Here is a 25,590-nt window from a genome sequence, read left to right as displayed (position 1 = left end):
AAATAAATTATTATCTATAAAAATAATTATTAATTAAATTATATATATTTTTCTGAAGATAACTCTTATTTTTTGATCTATAAAAAATATAGCTTTCATAGACTAATAATTATATTTCGCTTACAATTCTTCAAGAGATGCTTTAAAAAATCTACTTTTTGAGGTGTAATAAGGAATTAAGCAAGAAATTTTAATAAGTTAGATATTATTTCATTTATAATATGATAGTCGTTTCATCAAAAAACAAACATATGATTTAATTGTTTTTAATAGAAAAAATGACGAGAAATTTCTATTCATTATAAAATTTATAAGAGAAAAAATTATTATGATTCATATAAATTTCCCATAAAATACAGCATATACCGACACTCCCTCCCATTCCTGATCCTACCAATGTTCCTATTATCATTCCGGCAGAAAGTGCTACTCCTATACCCATTGTGATAACTGGACCAAATCCTGGAAGAGCAATATAACCATAAGCTGCAAGAGTTGCCGCGATAGCTCCTGATATGCTACCATTTAATCCGCCAATGAAAGCAAATTCTTTAATAGAATGGCAGCACTTTTTTAATTTTTTTTTCTTACAGCTATGAAAAGAAACGTTGCTGTAAGTTTTAAAATCAATCATATTTTTTTCTTTCATTTTGAATGCTAACTGTTCCTGAATAGTCAACCGATACGAAAAAATGAGACTTTTTAAATTTTACTAAAGCACGCCAGATGCCTTTGTCATCTAAACGCAATCGTTTAATATTCTCAAAACCATTTTGCATAAGACAATTTTTAACTTGTGAAGCAGTAAATGAGTTCTGACCTATTTTAGTGACATTTTGAGTAGAGCTATAGGTAAAGGTTTGACAATAAGGAAGATGAAAAACTTCACTGATTGAAGTAGTGACTATCAACGAGACACATACAATCACTATAAAAAAAATACTTAATTTCAAAAATTTATTTAGTTTCATCTTGTCACCATTTGTTGAAACGACACTTCATTAACCTCTGTGTTACTAACAGGTTCCCAAGATGATTTTATTTTTAATATTATACTTAATGTTATAAAATAAATATTTCAAAACGGTATTATTTTTCATTTGCTTTATAGTGCAAAATTTAACAGATATGATTTAGAAAGATATCTTTACAATTTCAGCTGTAATCTATAATTAAGTTCTCTATTATTTCATATCAGTATGCTAAATATATAATAATTTTTAATAAAAATGATTTATACTAATATTAATTATACATGTTTTATTAGAAAGAACAAAAATATTTTTCACATTAATAATATATATGATTAAAAATGCAATATTAAATCATAGAGCGATTATATTGCTTATTATTGCTCAGTAGAGCTGTTTAGATGATTTTGTTAGATATTTGCATAATTTCCTTGAATCCATAACCGGGATACATTCCTTCGCGCATAAATAAATTACGTAATGGTGAGAAACTATGTAACAAACCAAGCCCAACGCTTCGTAAGATATGAACAGGCAACATATGAGAAAGTAGAGCAGAATTAAGTGTATGAACAGCTCCACTTCGGATTAATATATCTGGTTTGCGGCATTTGTTATAATGTGCAACAATCATTTCAAAGTTAAAATTAGATATTTTATTGGGTAAAATATCAATCAAAGTTTGGACATCACGGAATCCTAAATTCAATCCCTGTGCACCAATAGGGGGTAAAACATGAGCGGCTTCACCCACTAAAATTGTTCGATTAGCAGCAAAATGATGAGAAAGAAGTCCTGAAAGCGGCCATGCTTGAATTGATGTTTCTAAGCTTACCTTTCCAAGCATTGATTGCATTTGGTTTTCGATCATTTTTGCAATTACTTTTGGTTCTATATTCAATAATTCCTCAGCACGAGAAGGATGAACAACCCATACAAGACTAGATCTTCGCCCTGGTAGTGGAACCTGTGTAAATGGACCATGTTCTGTATGAAATTCGGTTGATGTATTTTGATGAGAAAACTCATGAGAAAAGTTGAGAACAAGTGCTTTTTGTGGATAATTCCACTGTTTGACACTTATCCCTGCTGCGGTACGTGTAAGAGAGTGACGTCCATCAGCTGCAACAACAAGTGGTGCTTGAAGGACTCTACGATCAGCAAGAGTAATAGATACATGTTTTTTTGTGTGATGAAAAGATTTGGCTGCAGAAACAAATCTTGTAATATTAGGCGTATGTGTAACAGCATCGACTAAAGCACTGTTCAATTTTACATTAGGTATATTATAGCCAAAAGCTTTTTCACCAATTTCAGCAGAAGAAAAATGCACCGTAGGAGCATGCACAATTCTAGAAGTTATATCTATAATTCTCATGTATGATAAAGCAGCTGCATGTTTTTGAAGATTATCCCAAATATTGAGTTTTTGAAGCATGCGTATTGCAGGCATCATAAGAGCAGTTGTCCGTAACTCATCTGTATGAGCAGAGGGGCCAACAAGAAAAACAGAAAGCCCCTCATGTGCAAGACTCAGAGCGGCTAACATTCCGACAGGACCTGCACCAATAACAGCAATATCTTTATGCTCTTTCTTTTCAAAGATCACAACGATTTGAACCTTTTCCATTGAGAAAATATTTTAACATTTCCAAATGATCACTCTCTTTTTATTATATGAAGGTCTTCTATTATAGTATGTAATAAATAATGCGATATAAAAAAGTAACCTTTTTATGATTTTTTAAAATGCTGAGTTATATCATCGGTAAAAAATGGCGTATTGATAGATGGTTGAAGACTTTAAAAACGAGGATAAGAAAACCTTGAAACGTAAATTAACAAAGAAAATTAAAACAAATGCTAAATTATTACGCCATAAAAAAGTAACAATGCCACAAGCAAAGGCTTTTTCTGTTCATTTACTAACAGCTTCGGGATCATTTTTAGCGTTCCTTTCTCTTATATCAGCCTCTCAAAAAGAATGGACAGCTATGTTCTGTTGGCTTGGGCTTGCACTTCTCGTTGATGGTATAGATGGACCAATTGCACGCAAACTTGATGTTAAATACGTTCTTCCAACATGGTCTGGAGAGCTGTTAGATAATATTATTGATTACGTGACCTATGTCTTAATTCCTGCTTTTGCACTCTATCAAAGTGGTTTTATGGGGGTAGGCTTATCATTTTCATTGAGTGCAATTATTGTTATTTCATCTGCTATTTATTATGCAGATACTAGTATGAAAACCAAAGAAAACTTTTTTAAAGGGTTTCCTGTTGTTTGGAATATGATGATTTTTACGCTTTTTGTCGTAAGACCGGGAGAGTGGATTACTTTTATTATTATTGTTTTATCGGCGATTATATCTTTTTTGCCAATTTATTTTATCCATCCAGTAAGAGTTCTTCGTTTACGTAGAGTTAATTTTCCAATTTTTCTCTTATGGTGTTTTTTTGGTGTTTCTGCATTCTTTTATCAACTAGAGGCTCCTTATTGGGTTAAAATAGGAATTTCGATAACAGGAATTTATATATATTGTATTGGAGCAATCATGCAAATATTTCCTCAATTTGGAAAAAAATATAAAAAAACAACGAAATAGTTATTTTAAGAAGGGTTAGAGATGCAAATTGATTTTGGAGCAGATGATGATATTTCTTTTACGAAAGAAGGGCGTGCTGGTATTATAAAGCTCACACGCCCTTCAGCATTAAATGCTCTTAATCAACGAATGGTTTCAGCTTTAAAAAAAGCTCTCAGAACATGGGAAACAGATGATAATGTTTCTTGTGTCTTAATTGAAGGGGAGGGGCGTGCTTTTTGTGCAGGTGGAGATGTTGTAGAAATCTATCATATGGGAAAAAGTGCCTTTGCTTGTCAATACTTTAGTGACGAATATAGTTTAAATGCTTATATCAAACGTTTTTCAAAGCCCTACATTTCTTTCTTAAACGGTATTTGGATGGGAGGAGGGGTAGGTATTTCTATCTATGGTTCGCATCGAATTGTTACAGAAAATACAGTTTTTGCTATGCCAGAAGGTGCGATTGGATTTTTTCCAGATGTAGGTGCAAGTTTTTTCTTACCATCTCTTCCCAATCATTTTGGCATCTATCTTGCATTAACAGGCGCACGCATAAAGTGGGGAGATTGCTTAAATTTAGGATTAGCAACACACGCCGTTGCTGAAATTGAATTCGATATGATTAGAAAAGCTATTATTGAGCAAGGAGATCCTACTTTAGCTTTAAACGAGCAAGCAATTACAAAAGACTATGAAACGAGTCATGAAATACGTTGTATTATTAACACTTGTTTTAGTGTCCATACCTTAGAAGAATGTCTTGAGTTGCTACATAAAAAAAGTAATGAAGGTATTTTATTTGCTCAAGAATGTTTGGATATTTTGCAGTCACGTTCTCCGATAAGTTTAAAAGTTATCTGGAAACAAATGAAACAAAATTCATCTCAAACGTTGGAAGATTGTATGAAAATTGAAAACCGCATTGCACATCATATGATTAATTCACATGATTTTCATGAAGGTATACGTGCTATGTTAATCGATAAGGACAAAAGTCCTCAATGGCAGCCAGATAAACTTTCAAATGTAACAAATGAGATGGTAGATTATTACTTCCAACCTGTTGAGCAAGAGTTATTATTGTGAAAAATAATTCACACAAACGGATTTCAAAAATCAATTTAATCTATAACTGTTATTTACGGTTTTTGGCACTCATTTGCTTAGTCCTAGGTATTTGTTATTGGATACGCCTTGTTGGTGTTTTTCCAGGTATTCTATGGCGTTTTGATCTTATGCCTTGGCAGTGGCAATTTACATCAGCTATATTGGCTATTCTCTATCCTATTGCCTTAGTTGGACTTTGGATGTATTCATTATGGGGTATCATTGTGTGGTGTGTTGCAGCATTGATTGAAGCAATAACAATATATTATTCCGATTTTATTTATCAGCCATTTGTACCATTATTTCATGGAATATTGTTTTTAGCTTTTATAATACTACAAATTGTGATGATTTTTTTTAAAAGAGTAAAAAATAAAAAAACATCGTAATTGAAATTTTCGAGCCAGAATAACAGGCTCGATTTTCAATCTTACTTAACTTAAAAGATCATCAAGTTTTTAAAAACAGTTTTCAAACATACGTTCCTCAAAGCGCTAATCCTAGATAGACTCTTTCAATAAGTTCCATAATATATATTATGCGATAATACGATAGAGAAAAACAAAGTAACCCCTAATTTAAAACATAAATCATATTTGTAATCGTACAATTCACTTTTAAAACAAAATTATGGTAATGGCGATAATAATCGAACAGCACATTAAAATATTTGGCCTTTAAGGATGTTCCTCAAAGACCACAATAGTTGTAATGAAATTACGTCGTATAAATAATAAAAATTACTGTACTATTTTACAACGTTTTATACGTGCAAGATCACTTAAAACAGCATTACGATTATTTAAAGCTGAAATTTCATTACTTTCATTTGATTTTACATCCATAAAAAATAAAGCAGGTACAAATATAACACTTGCTGCTGCTAAAGCCACATTTTTATTTCTTGCTTTAGAACGCTCTGCAATTGTATCATTAATCTGACGTTTATTAGCAAAGAACTCCCGTTGAATATCGGCACAACTCATTGATCCGTCATGTATTGTTGTCGTTGAAATATTTTTTTCTAAACGCCCTCCACATGCTGTCAAGGAAAACGCTAAAACCACAATACATACGCCCCGCTTAAAATTCTTATACATAAAAGCCTCATGTTCAATATAAAAAGCACTAAATATGTCAAAAGTAAAAAAAAATAAAGGATAAATTTAAAAGTATTTTATTTAACTTAAAATGTTGCCCATAATAAGCTTACGCATCTGTTTCAAAAGTAAGACCTTGATATGCAGGTTTTACATAGGATGGAACATAATTTATAACCTTGTTGTAATCCAGCGATCTATCCATATGTGTAAGTATTGCTTGTTTTGGCATTAAATATTCTATCCATTGTAATGCTTGATCAACAGAAAAATGACTCGGATGGGATTTAAATTGAAGAGCTTCAATGACAAGAACATCTAAATTCATCAATTTGGATAAAGTTTTTTCAGGAAATTCACTAACATCCGTACAATAGGCAACATTCCCAATCCGAAAACCTAAGGAATGGATGTTTCCGTGGTGTTGTAAATGTGTATTGACACTTATTGCTCCGCCCTGCCCCTGAATAATAAATTGGCTATCTTCATTGATAAGGTGCTCTTTTAAAATGGGAGAATAAGATGAATCTTTTGGTGTTTGAAAACAATATCCGAAAGCACTTTTGAGATGCTCTAGTGTAAATCTGTCGGCATAGACATCTATTAAACATTTTTGTGCAAGTGCATAGCTGCGTAAATCATCAATACCGTGGATATGGTCTGCATGAGAATGTGTGTAAAGAGCAGCATCAAGATGGCTTACACGCGCATCAATCATTTGTGAGCGAAAATCTGGACCTGTATCAATAACGATCGTTGTTTTCTCTCCTGAAGGTTTAATACGTTCAACTAATAAAGAACTTCTGTAGCGTTTATTTTTAGGGTTATTCGGATCACATGTTCCCCAATCACCATTGGGTCGTGGCACTCCTGGAGAAGGACCACAACCTAATATTGTAAATCGGTATTGATCACACATAATCTTTTGCCTTATTTCATTTTGCTAAATAAACGAAAAGCATTACGCGTTGTTATTTGAGCTGTTTCTTCAATGCTTAAGCCAATTGTTTCAGCCAAAACAGCTGCTGTATAGCATACAAAAGATGGTTCATTTGTTTTTCCCCGATGGGGACTAGGTGCTAAGAATGGAGCATCTGTTTCCACTAATAAATGCTCATGGGGCACAATTTTTGCTATTTCACGGATTTCAAGTGCGTTTTTAAAAGTAAGAATACCTGAAAAAGAAATATAACCACCAAGTTCAATTCCAGCACGAGCAAGTTGCATTCCAGACGAATAACAATGAAGGATAAAGGGAAAAGCTCCTTTTTTTATCTGTTCACGTAATATTTTCTCCATATCGATATCTGCATTGCGTGAATGTATAACAAGAGGAATCTGTGTTTCTCGAGAAGCAATGATATGTTCTTGAAAAACTTTCTTTTGTTCTTCTGGTGTAGAATAATCATAATGGTAATCAAGCCCCCCTTCCCCAAACGCAACAATTTTAGGGTGATTCGAGAGCTGTATAAGCTCTTCCGCTGTAATATTTTGTTCTTCATGCGCATGATTGGGGTGTGTTCCAACGGAACAAAAGACTTGATCATAGCTTTGTGCAATGGCTAACAGCTTATCTAACTTATGAACATGGGTTGAAATTGTTATCATACGTTTAACGTCAGCATCTAAAGCCCGTTGGATAACATTATCCAAATCTTGTGAAAAATCTTCAAAATCAAGATGACAATGTGTATCAATCAACATGATGAGTGTCTTCTTTCTTCAAGATATAACGAGGAAAAATCGGTTCTGGTGGTGGAAGATCAAGCCCTTCTTGAATTTTTGAATGACTTATATGATACAATAACCGATCATTTTCAGCAACCGCAAGGCTATCAAGAAGTTTCGCTGCTGATTGGGGTATGAAAGGCAAAAGCATAATTCCTATTCTCCGCAAGGTTTCTACAGTTATATAAAGAACTGTAGAAAATCTCTCTCGATCATTTTTACGTAAACTCCAAGGTTGTTCGTTGGCAAAATAGCGATTGGCATCTGCTACAATTGAAAAAATAGCTGAAAGTGCTAAATGCATACTATAAGAAGACATAGCTTGGTGTACAGTTTCAAGCACTTGAAGAGATTGTTCTAAAAGTTGTTTATCTTGAGCTAAAAATGAAGTTAGTCTAGGGACTTTTGCATCACAATTTTTGGCAATCATAGACAAACAGCGCTGTGCTAAATTACCAAGATCATTAGCAAGATCAGCATTAATACGGTTTACAAGGCTTTCATGGCTATAACTACCATCTTGTCCAAATGGCACTTCACGGAGAAGAAAATAACGAACCTGATCAAGACCATAATGATCAACCATTTCAAAAGGATCAACGACATTTCCAATAGATTTTGACATTTTTGCACCACGATTAAGTAAAAAACCATGTGCAAAAATATTTTTAGGCAATTCAATTCCAGCAGACATTAAAAATGCCGGCCAATAGACTGCATGAAAACGAATAATATCCTTACCAATAATATGCGTATTTGCAGGCCAAAAATCACGTTTTTTTGAATTTTCATTGAAAAAACCAATTGCTGATAGATAATTTGTAAGGGCATCAACCCAAACATACATCACGTGCTTTGGATTCTCTGGAACAGTAATTCCCCAATTAAAACTTGCGCGTGAAATAGAGATATCTTTTAAACCTGATTTGATAAAACTTATAATTTCATTACGCCGCTCAAATGGAGCAATAAAATCAGGATGTTTTTCATAATATTCAAGAAGAGGCTTTTCATAGTGAGAAAGTCTAAAAAAATAACTTTCTTCTTCATTCCATTCAACTGGAGAGCCTAATTCCTTCTCACGACGGATGTTGTCTGGTCCAATTTCCGTATCTTTTTCTTCATAATAGGCTTCTTGGCGAACCGAATACCACCCCGTATAACGACCGAGATAAATATCGCCATTTGCTTCCATCTTTTTCCAAATTTCTTGACAAGCTTGATAATGGCGTTCTTCTGTCGTACGGATAAAATCATCGTTAGAACAATTTAATACTGCAAGCATTTTTTGAAACACAGCACTATTACGATCTGCAAGTTGCTGAGGTGTCATGCCTAATGCTGCTGCGGTTTGTTGCATCTTTAGACCATGCTCATCTGTACCAGAAAGAAAAAATACATTTTTTCCGTTTAATCGTTGAAAGCGGGCTAAGACATCGCTTGCAATTGCACTATAAGCATGTCCAATATGTGGAGCACCATTAGGATAAAAAATGGGAGTTGTTATGTAATATGTGTCACGCATGTCATACTCGTTTTAAAACGCCATCAATAAAAGATATAATGACATAACGTCTGTTCATCACATTGTCACGGAAAAACTAATCCTCATGAATAATCTTATGAACTTTAAAAAGTAAGTTAATAACAAACTGCTTTTTATCGAGATTAAACAGTTGTATTTCCTCTATTTCTTGATGAATCTCCTGCCATTTTTCCGCATATTTTTTTGAGAGAAATAACTCTCCCTTTTCAACAAGCATGATAGCTTTTTTTTGAATTTTATTAAGAATTTCATCACAAAATTGTTGAAATGGGAATGTAGAAGAAACAGATGAAAGTGTTTGTGCAAGAGTATGTACAATCGTTGCGTTACAAATAGGTTTCTCTAGGAGAGCATCAATTGTTTTAATAATTTCAAGACCGCCATGGAAAATAAGTAAAGCAGCTTTTCGAGGACTTCCTTTAGATTTTTTAATAATCATTTCAATTGTTTTCTCCTCAGGTAAATCCTGAGGAGTAAAAATATGTGTAATAACTTTTTCCATTTCATCGTTATTCAATGGACGAAAAGAAATTTTTTGACACCGTGAATGGATTGTTGGAAGCAATTTTCCTGAAGAATGTGCGATAATAACAAATAACGTTTTTGTAGGTGGTTCTTCAAGTATTTTGAGAATTGCATTTGCTGCATTTCTATTCATATCATCTGCAGAATCAACAATAACAATACGCCATCCATTATCTTGCGATGTTCGGCTTAAAAAATGCATAATATCACGAATATCGTCAACGAGTATTCCGGTTTTAAACTTTTGCGTTTTTACATCAAATCGGCGTGAAATATACAAAAGACCAGGGTGACTTCCTTGTGTAATTTGGCGCCATGGAGTAGAATAAGGATCGGGTTTCAAGAAAGCACCCTGTTGAGAACTTAAAATGTTCCAAGCAAGATGAAAGGCTAATGTAGCCTTTCCAATACCATATTCTCCTTCAAATAATAATGCATGGTGCAAACGCTCTTCTTTAAGCATTTGTGTCAAAAAATGACGAACATCCTCATGACCAAAGACAACATTATTCTGAGATGGTGATAAAATTGTATCAATATCATCATATTGGCGTAAGATATTCACATTACTCATGAAAGCTGATCCAACAATATCTGAAGACAAATATTTTTTATTTGATGTGCAATGGCTTCCACTGAGCCAGTGGCATCAATGACTCGAAATCTATGGGGTTCCTGTTTGGCCAATTGAAGAAAAGCTTGACGCCTTTGTTCTTGAATTTCCAACTGATCTTTTTCAAAATAATCAATTTCTTCTGTTTTTTTTCTTCGTAAATTTGCACGCTTCATTCCACACATTGCTGGCATATCTAATAAAAACGTCAAATGAGGCAAGATACCATTGAGCGCAATACACTCTAAAACAGCAAGAAGAGAAGAACTGACTGTATTATTGAGTCCTTGATAAACGCGTGTAGAATCAATAAATCGGTCACATAAAACGATTTTACCTTTTTGCAAAGAAGGCGCGATAACCTCGGTCACATGGTCGACACGTGCAGCTGTAAACAAAACAGCTTCAATCAACGGTCCATACTGTTGTGCCTGCCCTGACAACAAAATATGCCGGATTGCTTCTGCTCCTGGCGTTCCTCCTGGTTCTCGTGTTGTGACAACATCATAACCTTGGTGAGAAAGAGACTCAGCAAGTAAAGAAATCTGCACCGTTTTTCCTACCCCGTCCCCTCCTTCGAATGTAATAAAATAACCTGACACGTATAACCTTACCTTATTAGCGTGTAACTACAAATATTTCCGTAACCATCCAATTGTTATTTCATAGAATGCATTTTTTACTTTTGCAAAGAAACTTCCTTCCTGAATATTCATTCCGGCAAAAACTGGTTTTTCCAGAAGAACCTTTTTATCTTCTAAAATTTGAATAACGCCAACTGATTGTCCAGAAACGATGGGAGCTTTCAATGGACCATGATATTTAATTTTTGCTTTAACATTTACTTTTTTTTCATTCGAAAGCATAAAACTTATTGGTTTTTTTACAATGAGTGGAATAAATTTTTGCTTACCACCATAAACAGAAGCACGACCAACCGTTTCTTCTTTTGTGAAAATCGTTTTGAGATCAAATGCCGTCATTCCCCATTGAAGAATGCGTTCTATTTCTTTTGTATATTTTTTAACATCTTGCAAGCCATTGATTGCTAAAAAAAGACGTCGATGATTTTTAGAAATGGTGGCAACCATTGAAAAACCTTCTTTTTCACTGTAGCCAAAACCAAATCCTTCTACACCTATTTCCTTAGAAATAAGAGGGTTTTTATTATGTTGAAAAATATTATTCCATGTAAAATGAGGCTCACGATAAAGTGCATAATAATCCGGATATTCCTGAACAATATGACGTGCTAATATAATCATATCACGCACGGTTACAAATTGTCCCTCTTCGGGTAGCCCTGTTGCATTAACAAAATGACTCTGAGATAATCCAACTATTTTTGCGCGCTGATTCATCAGTTTTGCAAAATGAGCCTCATGCCCTGATATTCCTTCGGCAAGAATAATAGCAGCATCATTTCCATTCACAATAATTAAACCACGTAAAAGATCAGAAACACTGATTTCTGTCTTTATCTTTGCAAACATAGTGGTTGTACCGGAAGGTGCTCCACCTTTGCGCCAAGCATTTTCACTGACCTTGAATTTCTGCGTACTCTTTAACAATCCCTCCTTTAAGAGATGAAATACGACTTCTACTGTCATCAATTTTGCTAATGAAGCAGGAAAAAAAGGAATATCACTTTGTTTTTCATAAAGTATTGTCTCTGTATCATCATCGAGTAACAACAATTGTGATGCAGAAATTTGAAAATCTTCTGCTCTCCCCCACGGGTCAAATGCCAATATCCCCCATAAAGTCAATAAGATCCTTAATGTTATATACATAGCTACTCCTCCCATCCCAAAGATTAACATAAAGAATCTTATATAGGAAAAAACTTTTTTATTTCCGTAAATTGAAGAATTATTGACAACTCAATAAAATATTTTATTTTTATTCAACGTTAGCAAAAGTAATATGATGCACTTTTTATCTTTTACCTAGGTTAAGTTTAATGTTTTAAATTATGAGAGACAAAAAGATTTTTTATTTGTTTTTTTATGTTTATAGTACATTGAGTTATTATACCATTTTAAATTGTATCTGATTCAAAATACTGTAAGATTATTTCGTTATATTTCCTCTTATATTGAATTCAATAAAATCGTTTGCTTACGCATCATAAATAGGGTTCATATATAGATAAAAATTATTAAAAAAAAAGAGAGTAAAAATACTTCTTATAAACCTCTCAAGTATTAAGAATTATAGCACAAAACATTGGGGGCTTGCAAAGTGTATGATGGTGTCGGTTTATATCTTCATAAGTGTAAAGATAGTGATGTCTAAAGGCGTTACAGCCATACCACTCACAGGCGCTATCGTAAAATAGGCTTGTAGCGTTTTGAAATATGTCTCTTTTAAATAAGTACGTGAATTGGCAATGTAAGTGTATTTTGTTTGAGACGCTCTGTTTTTGTGAGGGGATTTACTCCATTAAAGAACATGATAAATAAAGGCATGAGTTAATACGAGGTAATACATAATCTCTTCATAAGATATTACCGTGGATACTTTGGAAAAGTACAAAACCGAATCAAAAGAAAATATTTTTTTACTGATTAAGCTTTTTATTCCTCTCAAATTGAGAGTATAGTTGTTTTGGAGATTACACAAACAGTCCGATACAAAATAATCTACCCTCGTCTAGAAAAAGTTATTACAGCAAGAAAAGTACGCGCTTTATTGAGCGACCAATATCATAAAATGACGAATAGAGCAGCAATGGAGTGGAAAGAACGTACTGAATTTTATAATAGCACCCAACCACACTTTTTTAAAAGGATAACGCACTCTAAGATGAAAACCCTACACTAAATCCGTAAGTTCTTATCTTTTTATTAGAAAATTATATAGACAAAAATCAACGCATTTTTTCTTAAAACAGTTGTAGCCAATTGACCTTTGTTTTTTTGTTTAGCTTATTTATAGAAGCCACTTGATCGAATGGCATCGGCTTATCAATCATGATAGGACCAATTTCTGGCAACTTAACTGCAACAGTTTTATTACGTTGTTCCTGTTCAACAGCAGCTGCTTTAGCTAATTCTTCTTTGTTTCCTGTATTGCGCTGCTCTTTTAACAAAACAGTTTCTCTTTTTTTCGAAACATTTTTCAACGCTAATGAATATGAGGCAGCATTTCCAGGAGTATAAGAGGCCATTAAATATGCACCATCATAATAGCCAACGGGTGCTTCAGCAATATATTCTACTTTAACATCTGCAACCCCCCTATCTACATACCCCAGTATTGTCGCAGCTTCCCTTGATAAATCAATGATTCTGTCTTTCATAAAAGGTCCGCGATCATTCACTCTAACAATGATTGAAGACCCATTTTTCAAATTAGTAACACGAGCATAGCTAGGTAAAGGCATTGTAGGATGAGCAGCAGTCAAAAGATTCATATCATAAATTTCACCGTTGGCAGTTAAACGTCCATGAAAATCTGAACCATACCATGATGCTTCGCCAACACGTTTATAAGTTGGATCATTTTGAGGATAATACCACTTTCCTTTTATTTGATAAGGTTTACCAACAATAGCTCGTCCACGCTTTTTTTCTTCCGACTGATTCTTCTTATTGGATACTTGTTGAGGTAGTACAGAAGTGTTTACGTCTATTGGTTTATTATGATAGGAATCTTTTATTGAAAAATTCATAGTTTGGCTTGCGCAACAAGATACCAGTGACTGAGAAATGACGATCATAGAAAACAATTGAAGTGCTGGTTTAATAATAAAAGTAAATTTCTTTTTCCTATTTGAAGGCATCTATTCAGTCCACTTATTTCTGTTAAGTACTACTGTAAAAACCACGTCACGCTTTTTGTACGCAACAGAAGAATTTACGTTTTTAAATGATTTCCCTCGCGCATATACCACTCTTGAATTGGCCTCTTTTATCAAGAAATTAACATATTGTTAACCTTTTTATGATTTTCGTAAGAAATAAATGTACTATAGTAGATGTTAAAAAGAATGAAAATTAAAAAAATCAACATCTTATAGAAAAGTCATTTCATAATATAAATTGTGAATAAGTGGTGATTTTAGCAACTTGTTTTGCGAATCATGTAATGCAATGGGTATTAAAAAATCAATTTATGGATTGAGAAAAGTAGCAACCACATGTGCTGCCAACGCAGCTGCAACGGTATCGTAAGCTTAAAGCTCTTTTCTGTTGGACAGGAGACATTATAGCATCGCTCTATTCCAAAACATGATAGAAAATGACTGACTATAGAATCAATAAAAAACTTTAAAAAGAATCGGAACAATAAAAGTAAAAAGAATCAAACGAAGAGAGATTCTTAAATCTTTGTATATCTCTATTGATATTATTTAAAGTTGGTGAGCGCGCAGGGATTCGAACCCTGGACCTACTGATTAAAAGTCAGTTGCTCTACCAGCTGAGCTACGCGCTCTCACACAAGCTATCTAGTTTGCAGACTATCTAATTTGCAGAAAGTGAAGGGAACATACGGTTGACTTTTCATTTGGTCAACACTTTTTGGAGAAAAATATGATTATTTTCTTCAGTTATCAATAATTTTCCGTTTTCTTCCCTTTCTTCATCATTGCATAGGTACTCTTTAATCTTCTACTTGAAGTCTCAATAAAGGAAAAATTTCACTGCAAAATATTGCATAGATTCGAAGCGCTAGAATTATAAGACCCCCCTTCCCCTCACATGGGTTATTGAGAATAATGGGTAGAGAAGAAAAAATACCTTTGACTATAATATTATTTTTATATTTTAGTTTTTAATATTTCAAATATGAATACAGCTTTATAAAATAATATATTGGTTTATAATAATTTATCATTTTATCACTTGAGTGAGAGATCTCAAATACTGTATGCTTCTCCCATTTCAATTTTTTTTACATTGAAACAATAAAAAGCATTTTCTTGACTGATACAAGTGGGAGAATAACGCTATAAAAAAGAAATGAAAATACCTTTTATGCCTCCTTTCAATAACCAAAAATTATCGCAACATTCGGGTTCAGCAAAATAGTATATAGCATTGGCACGTTAGACCTGAAAGTAGGAGAATGAGCAACAATGGCATTTTGATGGTATGATTTTTATTCATGCATAATGAATATATAACGAAAGCCAATTTATCCTCCCGAATGACTATAAATTATGCTCACTATTACAGCTGTAGATAATTTTACTAAAAAAGCAGAAATAATATGCAAAATGATTCTAAATACCCATAGAGTATTTTAAATATATAGAATGCCTTCTAATTAAATTTTTTATATCAGAAATTACAAAATACGTAGATATATTTTTAGAAGAAAAGGATAACACTGATCATAAAATCTAGTGTTAGATAATTCAGTCAGAGCTATAAAGTATTTTTATAACTTAGTTAATATTAATGTAGTTATATAATATATAAATAGTAATTTAATAAAATTTTTAAAGTAATTATTTATATAAATAATAATGTAAATATGTCTATAAATAAATACATTGATTTATTAAATTAACTTATAAGATCAAAAATGAAGAAAATAATTTTGATTTGGCGAGAAAAAATTGTAAAATTGTTATATATACATGCATTTTTACTTTACTCATTTTTTATTATTTTGATTGGAATATTGAATGCTAACATGTAAACAATATGAGCTACTCTTGTTTATTCATAACCATACAAAAGAAACTGGTGTTCCTCCTTCTTTTGAAGAAATGAAAAATGCATTAGAACTTTCTTCAAAGTCTGGTATTCATAAGCTCATTATAGCTTTAGAACAACGAGGGTTTATACGTCGTTTGCCCAATCGCGCTCGTGCAGTGGAGGTGATTCGACTCCCTGAGAAAATAACATTTAATCTTTCTTTAGCACGTAAAATTTCTCCCAGTATGATAGAAAAAAAGAAAAGGGAAATATCAAAAAGCTTGAGTAACCTTGATCACTTTGATGAAGAAGAAAAAAAAAATATCATCATACCTATTATGGGACGTATTTCTGCGAGTGTGCCTACCTCTGCTATACTGCAACAAATAAACACCCTTTCTCTCCCACGCGATATGGTTAATACAGGTGAGCACTACGCATTAGAAGTTAAAGATGATTCTATGATGGAGGCCGGTATCCTTGATAAAGATACGATCATTGTAAAACGTCAAAATACAGCAATAACAGGTGAAATTATTGTTGCGTTTATTGATAAAAAAGAAGCCACATTAAAACGTTATCGACGCAAAGGAGCTTCTATTGCATTAGAAGCCGCAAATCCTCATTATGAAGTACGTACATACGAATCCGAGCGTGTAGAAATACAAGGCAAACTTACCGGACTTATTCGCAAATATTAAAAATAAACTTTATAGTACGCGATAGATATCGCAATAAGAAGCTGTTGAGTATTTTTTTATTGTGCCACACGCAATTGACTTCCTCTCCACAGCCAAAGAATGCCCCCAATTCGGTCTATAAACAATCCGGATCCTTATCGAGCAGGTTTCACTTTCCCTTCCATCCATGTCTTTCACTTACGAAAGGCATAACAAGTAAGCTTTAAAATATTCACCACGTACTTTATAAAAGAACTTGAATACTTTGAAGAAAGCAGCCTTATCGCCCTCAATGACGGAATTTTACGATATAATAAGACAAAATTGTATGCATGCATAAAAACATATAAAATTTTGTAGAAAAAAATAAAATAACTTTGTAACAGATTGTAAAATAAAAAACATTATTTTTAAGTTATAAAAGCGTAACTCAATCATTCATAGTAATTGTAGGATCATCATGGTAGCACCTCGTATTAGTTTTGTCTCCCTCGGATGCCCAAAAGCACTCGTAGATTCTGAGCGAATTATTACAAGCCTTCGCTCTGAAGGGTATGAAATTTCACGTCAACATCAAGGAGCTGATGTCGTTATTGTGAATACCTGTGGTTTTCTTGACTCGGCAAGGAGAGAATCATTAGCCAATATTGATGAAGCTCTCAAAAAAAATGGAAAAGTTATTGTAACAGGGTGTCTTGGTGCTGATCCTGATGTTATTCGCCAAACATATCCTAATGTATTGGCTATTACAAGACCGCAAGCTTATGAAAGCGTTATAGAAGCTGTTCATACAGCAATTCCTCCTGTTCATGATCCTTTTCTTGATTTAGTTCCTCCCCAAGGTATTCGTTTAACACCTCGCCATTACGCCTACTTAAAGATTTCTGAAGGATGCTCTAACCGGTGTAGTTTTTGTATCATTCCTACTCTGCGTGGTAATCTCACTTCACGTCCCATCAGCGATGTTCTTCGTGAAGCTGAAAAACTCGTGCAAGCGGGTGTAAAAGAACTTTTGGTTATTTCACAAGATACGAGTTCTTATGGTATTGATCTTAAATATCTCGAAAATTCTTGGAAAGATCGTACAATCAAAACGAAATTCTTTGATCTTTGTCGCGAACTAGGCGATATGGGTATTTGGATACGTATGCATTACGTTTATCCTTATCCCCATGTTGATGAAGTTATCGAACTTATGGCCGCAAAAAAAATTCTTCCTTATCTGGATATTCCTTTTCAGCATGCATCACCAGCTGTTTTGCGTCACATGAAGCGTCCTGCACTCATAGAAAAAACAAACCGTAGAATTGAAAAATGGCGAAAAATATGTCCAGATCTTACTTTGCGATCAACATTTATTGTTGGTTTTCCTGGTGAAACGAATGAAGATTTTAATATACTCCTAGAATGGCTAGAAGAAGCAAAAATTGAACGCGCTGGGTGCTTTAAATATGAAGAAGTAAAAGGAGCCGCTGCAAATGATTTGGGATTAGAAAATATTCCTGAAGAGGTGAAAGAAAACCGCTGGCATCGTTTTATGGCAAAACAACAACAAATTTCTACACATCTTTTAAAGAAAAAAATTGGGAAAAGACTCCAAGTGCTTATCGATGAAAGTCAAGGAAAAGTTGCCAAAGGACGTAGTCAATACGATGCTCCAGAAATAGATGGTGTTGTCCATATATCATCACGACGCCCATTGCGTGTTGGTGAATTTGTCAGCGTTAAAATTGAACAGTCGGATGCCTATGATCTTTATGGTGTAGCAGTTTGAAAATTTAACTTCTTCCCTCTCCTCAATGAAGAAGATTTCTATCAGCATTGGTTTATAAAAAGATCGGCTACTCACAATCGAGCTTGATCATTTATGTAACTCACTTCATGAGAATTTACGAGAAATCCTTGCCCTGAATGTTTGCTATACATTCCAAAAAGATCAAGCAGTTATATATTCTCTTAGTTTAATGCCTTAAATGAGCCTTAAATGATGTGACGGAGGCACAACAGAATAAAATAAAATCCATAATGTTTACCATTTTTACTTAACAAAAGAGCAAATCAACAATTGTACTATTTTCCCATTTTTCATATTGCGACAGTCATTGGTTAGTGAAAGGAAACTTTTTTCAATAGTGTTTTATGCACACAAGAATTTCCTTTGTAATATGCGAGCGGATGTTTTTTATGGATGCAATATAAGAGAATTTGAAACAAAACAATCTTACGGTATTTAAATTAAAAAACAATAAATTATCATTATAAATAAGTATCTTACCTTAAGCTCTTTGAACTTATTTTTTTAAATATCTAATTTTTATTAACACATTTTAAAATCAAAGAATTTCTTATCAAGCAAATGACTTGGGCGTACATTTGTTAAAGCGCGAATCATCGTATCTTTACGTCCTGGCATTTGTCTTTCGATATCTTTCAGCATTTCTTTCATTGCATTACGTTGTAAACCATCTTGACTACTGCACAGATTACAAGGAATAATTGGAAATTGCATTGCTTGAGAAAATTTTTCCATATCTTCCTCAGCAGCATAAACAAGAGGACGTAACACAAAAAGATCTCCTTCATCATTTTTAAGTTTTCCAGGCATAGCAGCTAATCGGCCACCGTGAAACAAATTCATAAAAAATGTTTCTAAAACATCATCACGATGATGACCTAAAACTAATGCAGAACATCCCTCTTCACGTGCAATACGATAGAGATTACCACGTCGTAATCGAGAACAAAGTGCACAATATGTCTGCGACTCTGCCAATTTATCTGTAACAATGGAATAAGTATCCTGATATTCAATACGATATGGAATTTTATAAGAACTTAAAAAGTCTGGAAGAATATGCTTAGGGAATCCTGGTTGCCCTTGATCAAGATTACAGGCAAGAATTTCAATGGATAAAAGACCTCGCCACTTTAAGTCTAAAAGAAGCGCTAATAAACCATAAGAGTCTTTTCCACCCGATAAAGCAACAAGCCATTTTTTTCCTGTAGAGAGCATAGAAAAATCATCCAAAGCTTGTCGCATATGACGTAAAAGTCGTTTGCGCAATTTATTAAATTCTACGCTTGAAGGAGCAACACGAAACATTGGATGACAATTATCTGCTTCGCTTATTAAAGGATCATCTCTCCCTTCGTTTTCTTCTATTGCCTGATATTCAACTGAAACATTATTCATAATAACATATCCTGCACAATAAACAGCTCGTTTTGCAAAGATAAAAACAAATATTAAAGCAAGCTTACATTTATGTTTTTTGATTTTATAAATTAGATACACAAAAAAGAAATGGAACTATATAAGTTTATGACTATAAAACATAGCAATAAACTTAATACAGAACCATTCATAAGTATTTATTAACTTCAAAGATTGTAAAAATAACACAATATTTTGAAGTTATAATAGTAGAAGAGAGAAACAATCTCTCTTACAGAAAAATTATCGAGAATAAAATTCAACAACCAAATTAGGTTCCATTTGCACAGCATAAGGAACATCTGCAAAAGCAGGAATACGTGTAAAGGTTGCTTTCATCTGTTTATGATCTGCTTCAATATAATCAGGGACATCACGTTCTGCCAATTGCACTGATTCTAAAACTAAAACAAGTTGTTTCGATTTTTCTCGAACCTCAATAACATCACCTGGTTTACAACGATAAGACTGAACATTTGTGCGCCGCCCATTTACATTAACATGACCGTGATTGATAAATTGGCGAGAAGCGAAAATCGTAGGCACGAATTTTGCACGATAAACAACAGCATCCAAACGTGATTCTAACAGACCGATAAGATTTTCACCAGTATCGCCCCGCCGACGAGCAGCCTCTTCATAGGTTTTATGAAATTGTTTTTCTGAAATATCTCCATAAAACCCTTTCAATTTCTGTTTAGCGCGCAACTGCACCCCATAGTCAGAAAGTTTTCCTTTACGACGCTGTCCATGCTGACCTGGGCCATAATCACGACGATTGACAGGAGATTTTGGACGACCCCAAATATTTTCTCCCATACGACGGTCAATTTTATACTTTGTTGTTTCGCGTTTACTCATCGCATTTCCTTATAAAATAAAATACGAGATCTTAAGACCCCAAGGAAACGCGCCCTCCTCTGCCTTTAAATCCTAAAGACTGACAGAATACCTTAACATATCAATATGCAAAGTTATCCACGGGACACGTCAATTAATGCTACTTTCTTGAAAAAAATAGCCAGATCATCATTATTGGTCTCGTAATCCAAAGTCAACTCCTTTCATGAGTTTTAAGCCAAATCCTTTAAACAAATTCTCCGTTAAAGAAGTGATATTTTTCGATGTCAAAAACGCAACATCTTGATCTTTCTTTATATATTGATGATGTATTTTTCCCGACAATGGTAATAATGATCTGATATGTTTGGCGATCGCTTTCGCTGGATCAATCCACTCAACGGACCATAAAGCATGTTCACGAAAGAAGTTAATCAAAAAAGGATAATGTGTGCAGGCTAAAACAATAACATCAGTATATTGCCCATTTTTTTCCACAAAACATGGCAGGATTTCTTTTCTTAACTCTTCTGAATCGATAGATTTCCCCCGTAAATAATCTTCAGCAAATCCAGCCAACTTTTTACTTCCCACAAGCTGAACATGACACTGTCCAGCAAAAGAGTTAATTAATTCATTTGTATAGGCACGTTTAACTGTTCCAGGAGTAGCTAATACGGAAATAAAACCAGATTTTGTTTGTTCAGCAGCTGATTTAATTGCAGGAACCGTTCCTACAAAAGGGACATGAGGAAAATTTTGTCGTAAATCTGCCATCATCAGTGTAGAAACAGTGTTGCAAGCAATCACACATAAGACTGGATTGTAGCGTGTTAAAAGATTTGTAAAAATCTTTAAAATACGCTCTTTCAAAATATTTTCTTTCCAATTTCCATAAGGAAATCCTGCATCATCAGCAACATAGATAAATTGCATTTCAGGGATAAGAATACGCGCTTCCCTGAACACTGTTATACCACCAATACCGCTATCAAAAAAAAGAACAGGTCGTTCATCCATTAATTATCACACTTATTTTTAATTTTTTTACGTTCACGCTCTTCAGGTGCTCTACTCCCCCGTGGATATTGTGGCGAAAAATGATCCAAAGAAGCTATAATGCCTCGCAATAAACGAACCTCAGGTTCACTAAAGTTAGGGCGCGTAAAAACAGAGCGCAAATTTGCAAGCATTACTTCTTTGCGTTCCGGGGGTCTAAAATACCCACGGATATTCAAAGCCTCTTCTAACTGAGATAAAAAACCATGAAATATTGTTTTATTTGCAGGTTCCATCTCTGCGGCACGAAATGCTGTATCACTGACATTCTCTAGACCTGTTTTCATCCATTCGTAAGACATTAAAAGAACCGCTTGCGCAATATTAAGTGACGCAAAAGCAGGATTAACTGGAAAAGTAATAATTTCATCAACAAGGCTAATTTCATCATTTTCTAGTCCCCATCTCTCTCTTCCAAAGACAATACCTGTCTTATGTCCGATACTTTCACGCTGACGTAATATGCTTGCTGCTTCGACAGCACTTTTTACAGTTTTAAATCCACATCTTTCACGTGCTGTTGTAGCAAAAACATAGTGTAAATCTGCAATTGAATCACGTAATGTGTTAAAAATCACAGCGTTGTTAATGACATGATCAGCTTTACTTGCAGCAGCTCTAGCTTTTTCATTTGGAAACATTTCTCGAGGTTTGACTAACCGAAGCTTAGAAAGCCCAAAATTTGCCATTGCCCTTGCGACCATACCAATGTTTTCAGGAAGCTGCGGTTCAACTAAAATAATAATGGGACCATTTGTTAAATTTTTACGATTCTTATTCGTTCCAGCCATCAATCTTACCTAGTTTCACTTAACTATCTCCCTCTCCACTATTTTTTACGAAACCTTCTTCACAGTACTCTAATGGCGTTTAATAATAAATTATAGACAATGCTATTTTTTACTCAAAGATAATAAATTTTAAAAGCCATTAAAGTGAACGATGGAATTTATAACAATTTATACAAAATATCGTAGCGTTTTTTACTAAATTTTATCTTTTTTAATAGGGAACAACCCCTACAAATCATAATCTCAGTTGAATTATGAAATCATAAATCCTAAAAAAGGGATATGCACTTTATTCCCAAACTTTTTCCTGCAAAGCTTATCCGTCGTTATAAACGTTTCCTTGCGGATGTTCAACAAGATGATCAGCATATCCTCACCGTGTCTGTACCTAATACAGGATCAATGCTTGGATTAACAGCTTTCAACTCCAATATTTGGCTTTCATATCATAACAACATCAAACGAAAATATGCCTATCAATTAGAAATTATTGAAGCCGATAATACTTTGGTTGGCATTAATACTGTTTTACCGAATAAACTTGCGTTAGAAGCAATTCAAAACGGATTACTACCAGAATTAAGTGGATATAAAACAATTTTAAAAGAACAACGCTATGGGACACAATCACGAATTGACTTTCTTTTACGTGATGACATTCTTCCTGATTGTTACCTAGAAGTCAAAAATGTTCATTTTATTCGTCAAAAAGGATTAGCAGAATTTCCTGATAGCGAAACAAAACGTGGTGCACATCACCTTGATGAGCTCATAGGAGTTGTACAACAAGGAAAACGAGCTGCTATACTTTATATTATTCAACGAGAAGATTGCGCAGCTTTTACAATCTGTCATGATCTTGATCCACTCTATGGACGTAAATTTGATTTAGCATTAAAATCAGGGGTAGAATGTTATGCTGTAAAGTGTCACGTAAGTGTAGAAGGCATTTTTCCGATTCAGAGAGTAAAAATAGAAAACAGAAAAAACAATGACTGAGTATATTGAATATAATAAAAGCCCTTTAAAATTTAATGGGAAAATTCGCATTTTCGATGATTCTGCTTTTGCTAAAATGCGTGAAGTTGGTCGCATTGCTGCAGAATGCCTTGATGCGCTTACGGATATTATTAAGCCAGGCGTTACTACGCAAGAAATTGATGATTTTGTATTCATTTTTGGTGCTAAGCGAGGAGCGCTTCCTGCTGATCTAAATTATCATGGATATAGCCATTCATGCTGTACATCTATTAATCATGTTGTCTGTCATGGCATTCCCAATAAAAGACCCTTGCAAGAAGGCGATATTGTGAATGTTGATGTAACCTTTATCCTTGATGGTTGGCATGGGGATTCAAGCCGAATGTATCCTGTTGGAAAAATCAGGCGTGCTGCTGAACGCCTGCTAAAAATAACCTATGAAAGTCTTATGAAAGGAATCGCTGTTGTTAAGCCTGGAGCAACCACAGGTGATATTGGTGCAGCCATTCAACAGTATGCAGAATCTGAACGATGCTCAATTGTGAAAGATTTCTGTGGACATGGTATTGGGCAGCTTTTTCATGATGCACCCAATATCCTCCATTATGGAAACCCTGGAGAAGGAATAGAATTAAAACCAGGTATGATATTTACAATTGAGCCTATGATTAACCTTGGTAAACCACAAGTCAAGATTTTATCTGACGGTTGGACTGCTGTTACCCGTGACCGCTCTCTGACAGCACAATATGAACATACAATTGGTGTCACAAATGAAGGGTATGAAATATTCACACAATCTCCTAAAAATATTTTTTACATTCCAAATTCGCATACCTAACGCAATGTAGAGATGTTATGGCTAAAAAATTAAATCAAAAGGAAGATAGTCAAAGTAATCACTTTGCATTAACATCGAGTTCTCCACTCACCCCAGTATCAGAAAGAAAAAGTGAAGAGCCTCAGAAAAACGCACAGCTCCATAAACATTATCAAGGACATCGTGAGCGTCTTCGGAAGCGCTATTTAAAGTCAAAAGGAAATGCAATCGAAGATTATGAATATCTTGAATTATTGCTTTTTCGCACAATACCCCGTGTAAACACAAAACCCATAGCTAAAAATTTGATAGCACGTTTTGGTTCATTAGCTGATGTGTTGGGAGCAGATATTCACCGACTTCAAGAAATTCCAGGATGCGGTCCCGCCACTGCAATTGATTTAAAAATTATTTCAGATGTTGCTGGACGTCTTGCTCGTGCGCAATTGTTTAAACGCGATATTTTTTCATCATGGGATAAAGTATTAGCTTATTGTAAAGCTGTTATGGCTCATGAAACACGTGAACAATTTCGTATTTTGTTTCTTGATAAGAAAAACGGCTTACTTGCTGATGAGGTGCAACAAACTGGAACCATTGATCATACCCCTGTTTATCCTCGTGAAGTTATTTCTCGAGCTTTAGAGTTATCCGCATCAGGACTTATTTTAGTCCACAATCACCCTTCTGGCGATTCCACCCCCTCTGATGCAGATATAACAATGACATATAGATTAAAAGATGCAGCAAATGCATTAGGCATTATTATCCATGACCATCTTATTATTGCACGAAATAACCATACGAGCTTTAAAGCGTTAAAACTTATATAAATTTTATAGGATAAAAAAGACTTTATTCAACTATGAATAACGAATCAATTTTCTAAATCAATATCTAATATAGCCATTGAGAAATTATAGGAGAGTTCATCTTCATCTTCATCTCGATAGATAACACCTAAAAACTCATCTCCCATATAAACCTCACAAGAATCACCCTTTTTAGGCCGTGCTCTGACTTGCAATGCTGAGTTTTGGAATATATTTTTTAAATAATTATCAAGTTTTTTTATTTCATCAGCATTCACTATGCTCTCCTGTTTTTTAAAACGATTAAAATAATTGCGTATCGCGCAAATAAGACACTCTCATGATTCTGTAAAGTCAGTAAAAAAGCTTAATTTGAATATTTACTTAATGTTACATATATTTACAACGTCCTTTATATATTCATAAAGAACTTTTACAAAAGGATTCTATCATTAATTAAATATACCCGTATAGATTTAAAAATGGCTAAAAACTGTATATTTTTAATAATGTCACTTCATCTCCAATTTTAGCATCTGCATTTAGAATTCATATTCGTAAGAA

General features: G+C 34.0%; 24 protein-coding genes, 1 tRNA gene and 1 pseudogene. 9 read left to right on the top strand and 17 right to left on the bottom strand.

The window, feature by feature from the left end; all coding sequences use genetic code 11:
- Positions 1 to 292 precede the first annotated feature (292 nt).
- From ACFIJ0_RS02450 to ACFIJ0_RS02440, 3 genes are all read right to left on the bottom strand, one after another.
- The gene (locus ACFIJ0_RS02450; protein WP_375623599.1) at positions 293 to 649 is read right to left on the bottom strand and encodes a hypothetical protein; all 357 of its coding nucleotides are present in this window, start codon (positions 647 to 649) and stop codon (positions 293 to 295) included.
- A complete protein-coding gene (locus ACFIJ0_RS02445; RefSeq protein WP_375623601.1) occupies positions 627 to 971 on the bottom strand; it encodes a hypothetical protein in 345 nt (114 codons plus the stop codon). The genes ACFIJ0_RS02450 and ACFIJ0_RS02445 overlap by 23 nt, the downstream gene beginning before the upstream one ends.
- A gap of 397 nt (positions 972 to 1,368) precedes the next feature.
- Positions 1,369 to 2,580 carry a UbiH/UbiF family hydroxylase gene (locus tag ACFIJ0_RS02440; RefSeq protein WP_375623603.1) on the bottom strand — a complete coding sequence of 404 codons (1,212 nt, stop codon included), beginning with the start codon at positions 2,578 to 2,580 and terminating at the stop codon, positions 1,369 to 1,371.
- 181 nt (positions 2,581 to 2,761) lie between these two features.
- On the opposite strand from ACFIJ0_RS02440, the gene pcsA reads away from it, so the two are divergent.
- Genes pcsA through ACFIJ0_RS02425 form a run of 3 tightly spaced genes read left to right on the top strand, consistent with a single transcriptional unit; the run spans position 2,762 to position 5,055 of the window.
- Positions 2,762 to 3,577: a phosphatidylcholine synthase gene (pcsA, locus tag ACFIJ0_RS02435; protein ID WP_375623605.1), complete on the top strand. Its 816-nt coding sequence runs from the start codon at positions 2,762 to 2,764 to the stop codon at positions 3,575 to 3,577.
- Between the two features lie 21 nt (positions 3,578 to 3,598).
- Positions 3,599 to 4,645, top strand: coding sequence for an enoyl-CoA hydratase/isomerase family protein (locus ACFIJ0_RS02430; protein WP_375623607.1), 1,047 nt, complete (start codon positions 3,599 to 3,601; stop codon positions 4,643 to 4,645).
- Positions 4,642 to 5,055 carry a DUF6163 family protein gene (locus ACFIJ0_RS02425; protein ID WP_375644187.1) on the top strand — a complete coding sequence of 138 codons (414 nt, stop codon included), beginning with the start codon at positions 4,642 to 4,644 and terminating at the stop codon, positions 5,053 to 5,055. The genes ACFIJ0_RS02430 and ACFIJ0_RS02425 overlap by 4 nt, the downstream gene beginning before the upstream one ends.
- Positions 5,056 to 5,406: 351 nt before the next feature.
- Here the strand turns inward: ACFIJ0_RS02425 and ACFIJ0_RS02420 are convergent, their stop codons facing one another.
- The 8 genes from ACFIJ0_RS02420 to ACFIJ0_RS02385 all read right to left on the bottom strand — a co-directional run bounded on the left by ACFIJ0_RS02420 (position 5,407) and on the right by ACFIJ0_RS02385 (position 13,965).
- On the bottom strand, positions 5,407 to 5,766 hold the full coding sequence (locus ACFIJ0_RS02420) for a hypothetical protein (RefSeq protein WP_375623611.1): 360 nt from the start codon (positions 5,764 to 5,766) through the stop codon (positions 5,407 to 5,409).
- Between the two features lie 109 nt (positions 5,767 to 5,875).
- Entirely contained in the window at positions 5,876 to 6,685 is an 810-nt protein-coding gene (locus ACFIJ0_RS02415) for an MBL fold metallo-hydrolase (protein WP_375623613.1), read from the bottom strand.
- 11 nt (positions 6,686 to 6,696) lie between these two features.
- On the bottom strand, positions 6,697 to 7,470 hold the full coding sequence (locus ACFIJ0_RS02410) for a TatD family hydrolase (protein ID WP_375623615.1): 774 nt from the start codon (positions 7,468 to 7,470) through the stop codon (positions 6,697 to 6,699).
- Positions 7,460 to 9,019, bottom strand: coding sequence for a methionine--tRNA ligase (gene metG / locus ACFIJ0_RS02405; protein ID WP_375623617.1), 1,560 nt, complete (start codon positions 9,017 to 9,019; stop codon positions 7,460 to 7,462). The genes ACFIJ0_RS02410 and metG overlap by 11 nt, the downstream gene beginning before the upstream one ends.
- A gap of 76 nt (positions 9,020 to 9,095) precedes the next feature.
- Entirely contained in the window at positions 9,096 to 10,139 is a 1,044-nt protein-coding gene (locus ACFIJ0_RS02400) for a DNA polymerase III subunit delta' (protein WP_375644186.1), read from the bottom strand.
- Positions 10,136 to 10,780 (bottom strand): dTMP kinase, encoded by a 645-nt coding sequence (gene tmk / locus ACFIJ0_RS02395; RefSeq protein WP_375623621.1) that lies wholly within the window; start codon positions 10,778 to 10,780, stop codon positions 10,136 to 10,138. The genes ACFIJ0_RS02400 and tmk overlap by 4 nt, the downstream gene beginning before the upstream one ends.
- A 27-nt stretch (positions 10,781 to 10,807) precedes the next feature.
- Complete coding sequence (locus ACFIJ0_RS02390) at positions 10,808 to 11,971, bottom strand: D-alanyl-D-alanine carboxypeptidase family protein (protein WP_375644185.1); 1,164 nt, start codon at positions 11,969 to 11,971, stop codon at positions 10,808 to 10,810.
- A 1,094-nt stretch (positions 11,972 to 13,065) separates the two neighbouring features.
- Positions 13,066 to 13,965 carry a septal ring lytic transglycosylase RlpA family protein gene (locus ACFIJ0_RS02385; protein ID WP_375623625.1) on the bottom strand — a complete coding sequence of 300 codons (900 nt, stop codon included), beginning with the start codon at positions 13,963 to 13,965 and terminating at the stop codon, positions 13,066 to 13,068.
- A gap of 277 nt (positions 13,966 to 14,242) precedes the next feature.
- Here ACFIJ0_RS02385 and ACFIJ0_RS02380 point away from each other — a divergent pair.
- A pseudogene (locus tag ACFIJ0_RS02380) lies at positions 14,243 to 14,427 on the top strand (integrase); the annotation flags it as partial.
- A gap of 115 nt (positions 14,428 to 14,542) precedes the next feature.
- Here ACFIJ0_RS02380 and ACFIJ0_RS02375 read toward each other — a convergent pair.
- Positions 14,543 to 14,618: transfer RNA gene (locus ACFIJ0_RS02375), tRNA-Lys, on the bottom strand.
- 1,198 nt (positions 14,619 to 15,816) lie between these two features.
- Between ACFIJ0_RS02375 and lexA the strand changes: the two genes are divergently transcribed.
- Both lexA and rimO read left to right on the top strand, forming a co-directional pair.
- Positions 15,817 to 16,530 (top strand): transcriptional repressor LexA, encoded by a 714-nt coding sequence (gene lexA, locus ACFIJ0_RS02370; RefSeq protein ID WP_375623627.1) that lies wholly within the window; start codon positions 15,817 to 15,819, stop codon positions 16,528 to 16,530.
- A 439-nt stretch (positions 16,531 to 16,969) separates the two neighbouring features.
- Entirely contained in the window at positions 16,970 to 18,283 is a 1,314-nt protein-coding gene (gene rimO, locus ACFIJ0_RS02365; protein ID WP_375623629.1) for a 30S ribosomal protein S12 methylthiotransferase RimO, read from the top strand.
- Positions 18,284 to 18,826: 543 nt separating this feature from the next.
- Here the strand turns inward: rimO and ttcA are convergent.
- The 4 genes from ttcA to ACFIJ0_RS02345 form a co-directional block, all read right to left on the bottom strand.
- On the bottom strand, positions 18,827 to 19,702 hold the full coding sequence (gene ttcA, locus ACFIJ0_RS02360; protein ID WP_375623631.1) for a tRNA 2-thiocytidine(32) synthetase TtcA: 876 nt from the start codon (positions 19,700 to 19,702) through the stop codon (positions 18,827 to 18,829).
- Between the two features lie 264 nt (positions 19,703 to 19,966).
- The gene (rpsD, locus tag ACFIJ0_RS02355; RefSeq protein ID WP_375623633.1) at positions 19,967 to 20,584 is read right to left on the bottom strand and encodes a 30S ribosomal protein S4; all 618 of its coding nucleotides are present in this window, start codon (positions 20,582 to 20,584) and stop codon (positions 19,967 to 19,969) included.
- A gap of 171 nt (positions 20,585 to 20,755) precedes the next feature.
- Positions 20,756 to 21,583 (bottom strand): glutamate racemase, encoded by an 828-nt coding sequence (gene murI / locus ACFIJ0_RS02350; protein WP_375623635.1) that lies wholly within the window; start codon positions 21,581 to 21,583, stop codon positions 20,756 to 20,758.
- Positions 21,583 to 22,413 (bottom strand): RNA methyltransferase, encoded by an 831-nt coding sequence (locus tag ACFIJ0_RS02345; RefSeq protein WP_375623637.1) that lies wholly within the window; start codon positions 22,411 to 22,413, stop codon positions 21,583 to 21,585. Before ACFIJ0_RS02345 ends, murI begins: the two co-directional genes overlap by 1 nt.
- 282 nt (positions 22,414 to 22,695) lie before the next feature.
- On the opposite strand from ACFIJ0_RS02345, the gene sfsA reads away from it, so the two are divergent.
- Genes sfsA through radC form a run of 3 tightly spaced genes read left to right on the top strand, consistent with a single transcriptional unit; the run spans position 22,696 to position 25,047 of the window.
- Positions 22,696 to 23,412, top strand: coding sequence for a DNA/RNA nuclease SfsA (gene sfsA, locus ACFIJ0_RS02340; protein ID WP_375623639.1), 717 nt, complete (start codon positions 22,696 to 22,698; stop codon positions 23,410 to 23,412).
- Entirely contained in the window at positions 23,405 to 24,235 is an 831-nt protein-coding gene (gene map / locus ACFIJ0_RS02335; RefSeq protein WP_375644183.1) for a type I methionyl aminopeptidase, read from the top strand. The genes sfsA and map overlap by 8 nt, the downstream gene beginning before the upstream one ends.
- Before the next feature lie 17 nt (positions 24,236 to 24,252).
- Positions 24,253 to 25,047: a DNA repair protein RadC gene (gene radC, locus ACFIJ0_RS02330; protein WP_375623643.1), complete on the top strand. Its 795-nt coding sequence runs from the start codon at positions 24,253 to 24,255 to the stop codon at positions 25,045 to 25,047.
- Between the two features lie 44 nt (positions 25,048 to 25,091).
- Here radC and ACFIJ0_RS02325 read toward each other — a convergent pair whose 3' ends face one another.
- Complete coding sequence (locus tag ACFIJ0_RS02325) at positions 25,092 to 25,304, bottom strand: DUF3126 family protein (protein ID WP_375623645.1); 213 nt, start codon at positions 25,302 to 25,304, stop codon at positions 25,092 to 25,094.
- Positions 25,305 to 25,590: the final 286 nt, after the last annotated feature.

Source organism: Bartonella sp. OC68QHHN (genome assembly GCF_042193875.1).
GTDB lineage: Bacteria > Pseudomonadota > Alphaproteobacteria > Rhizobiales > Rhizobiaceae > Bartonella > Bartonella grahamii_A.
The sequence above is the reverse complement of the archived record's forward strand: the minus strand, read 5'-3'. Positions and strand labels throughout refer to the sequence as shown.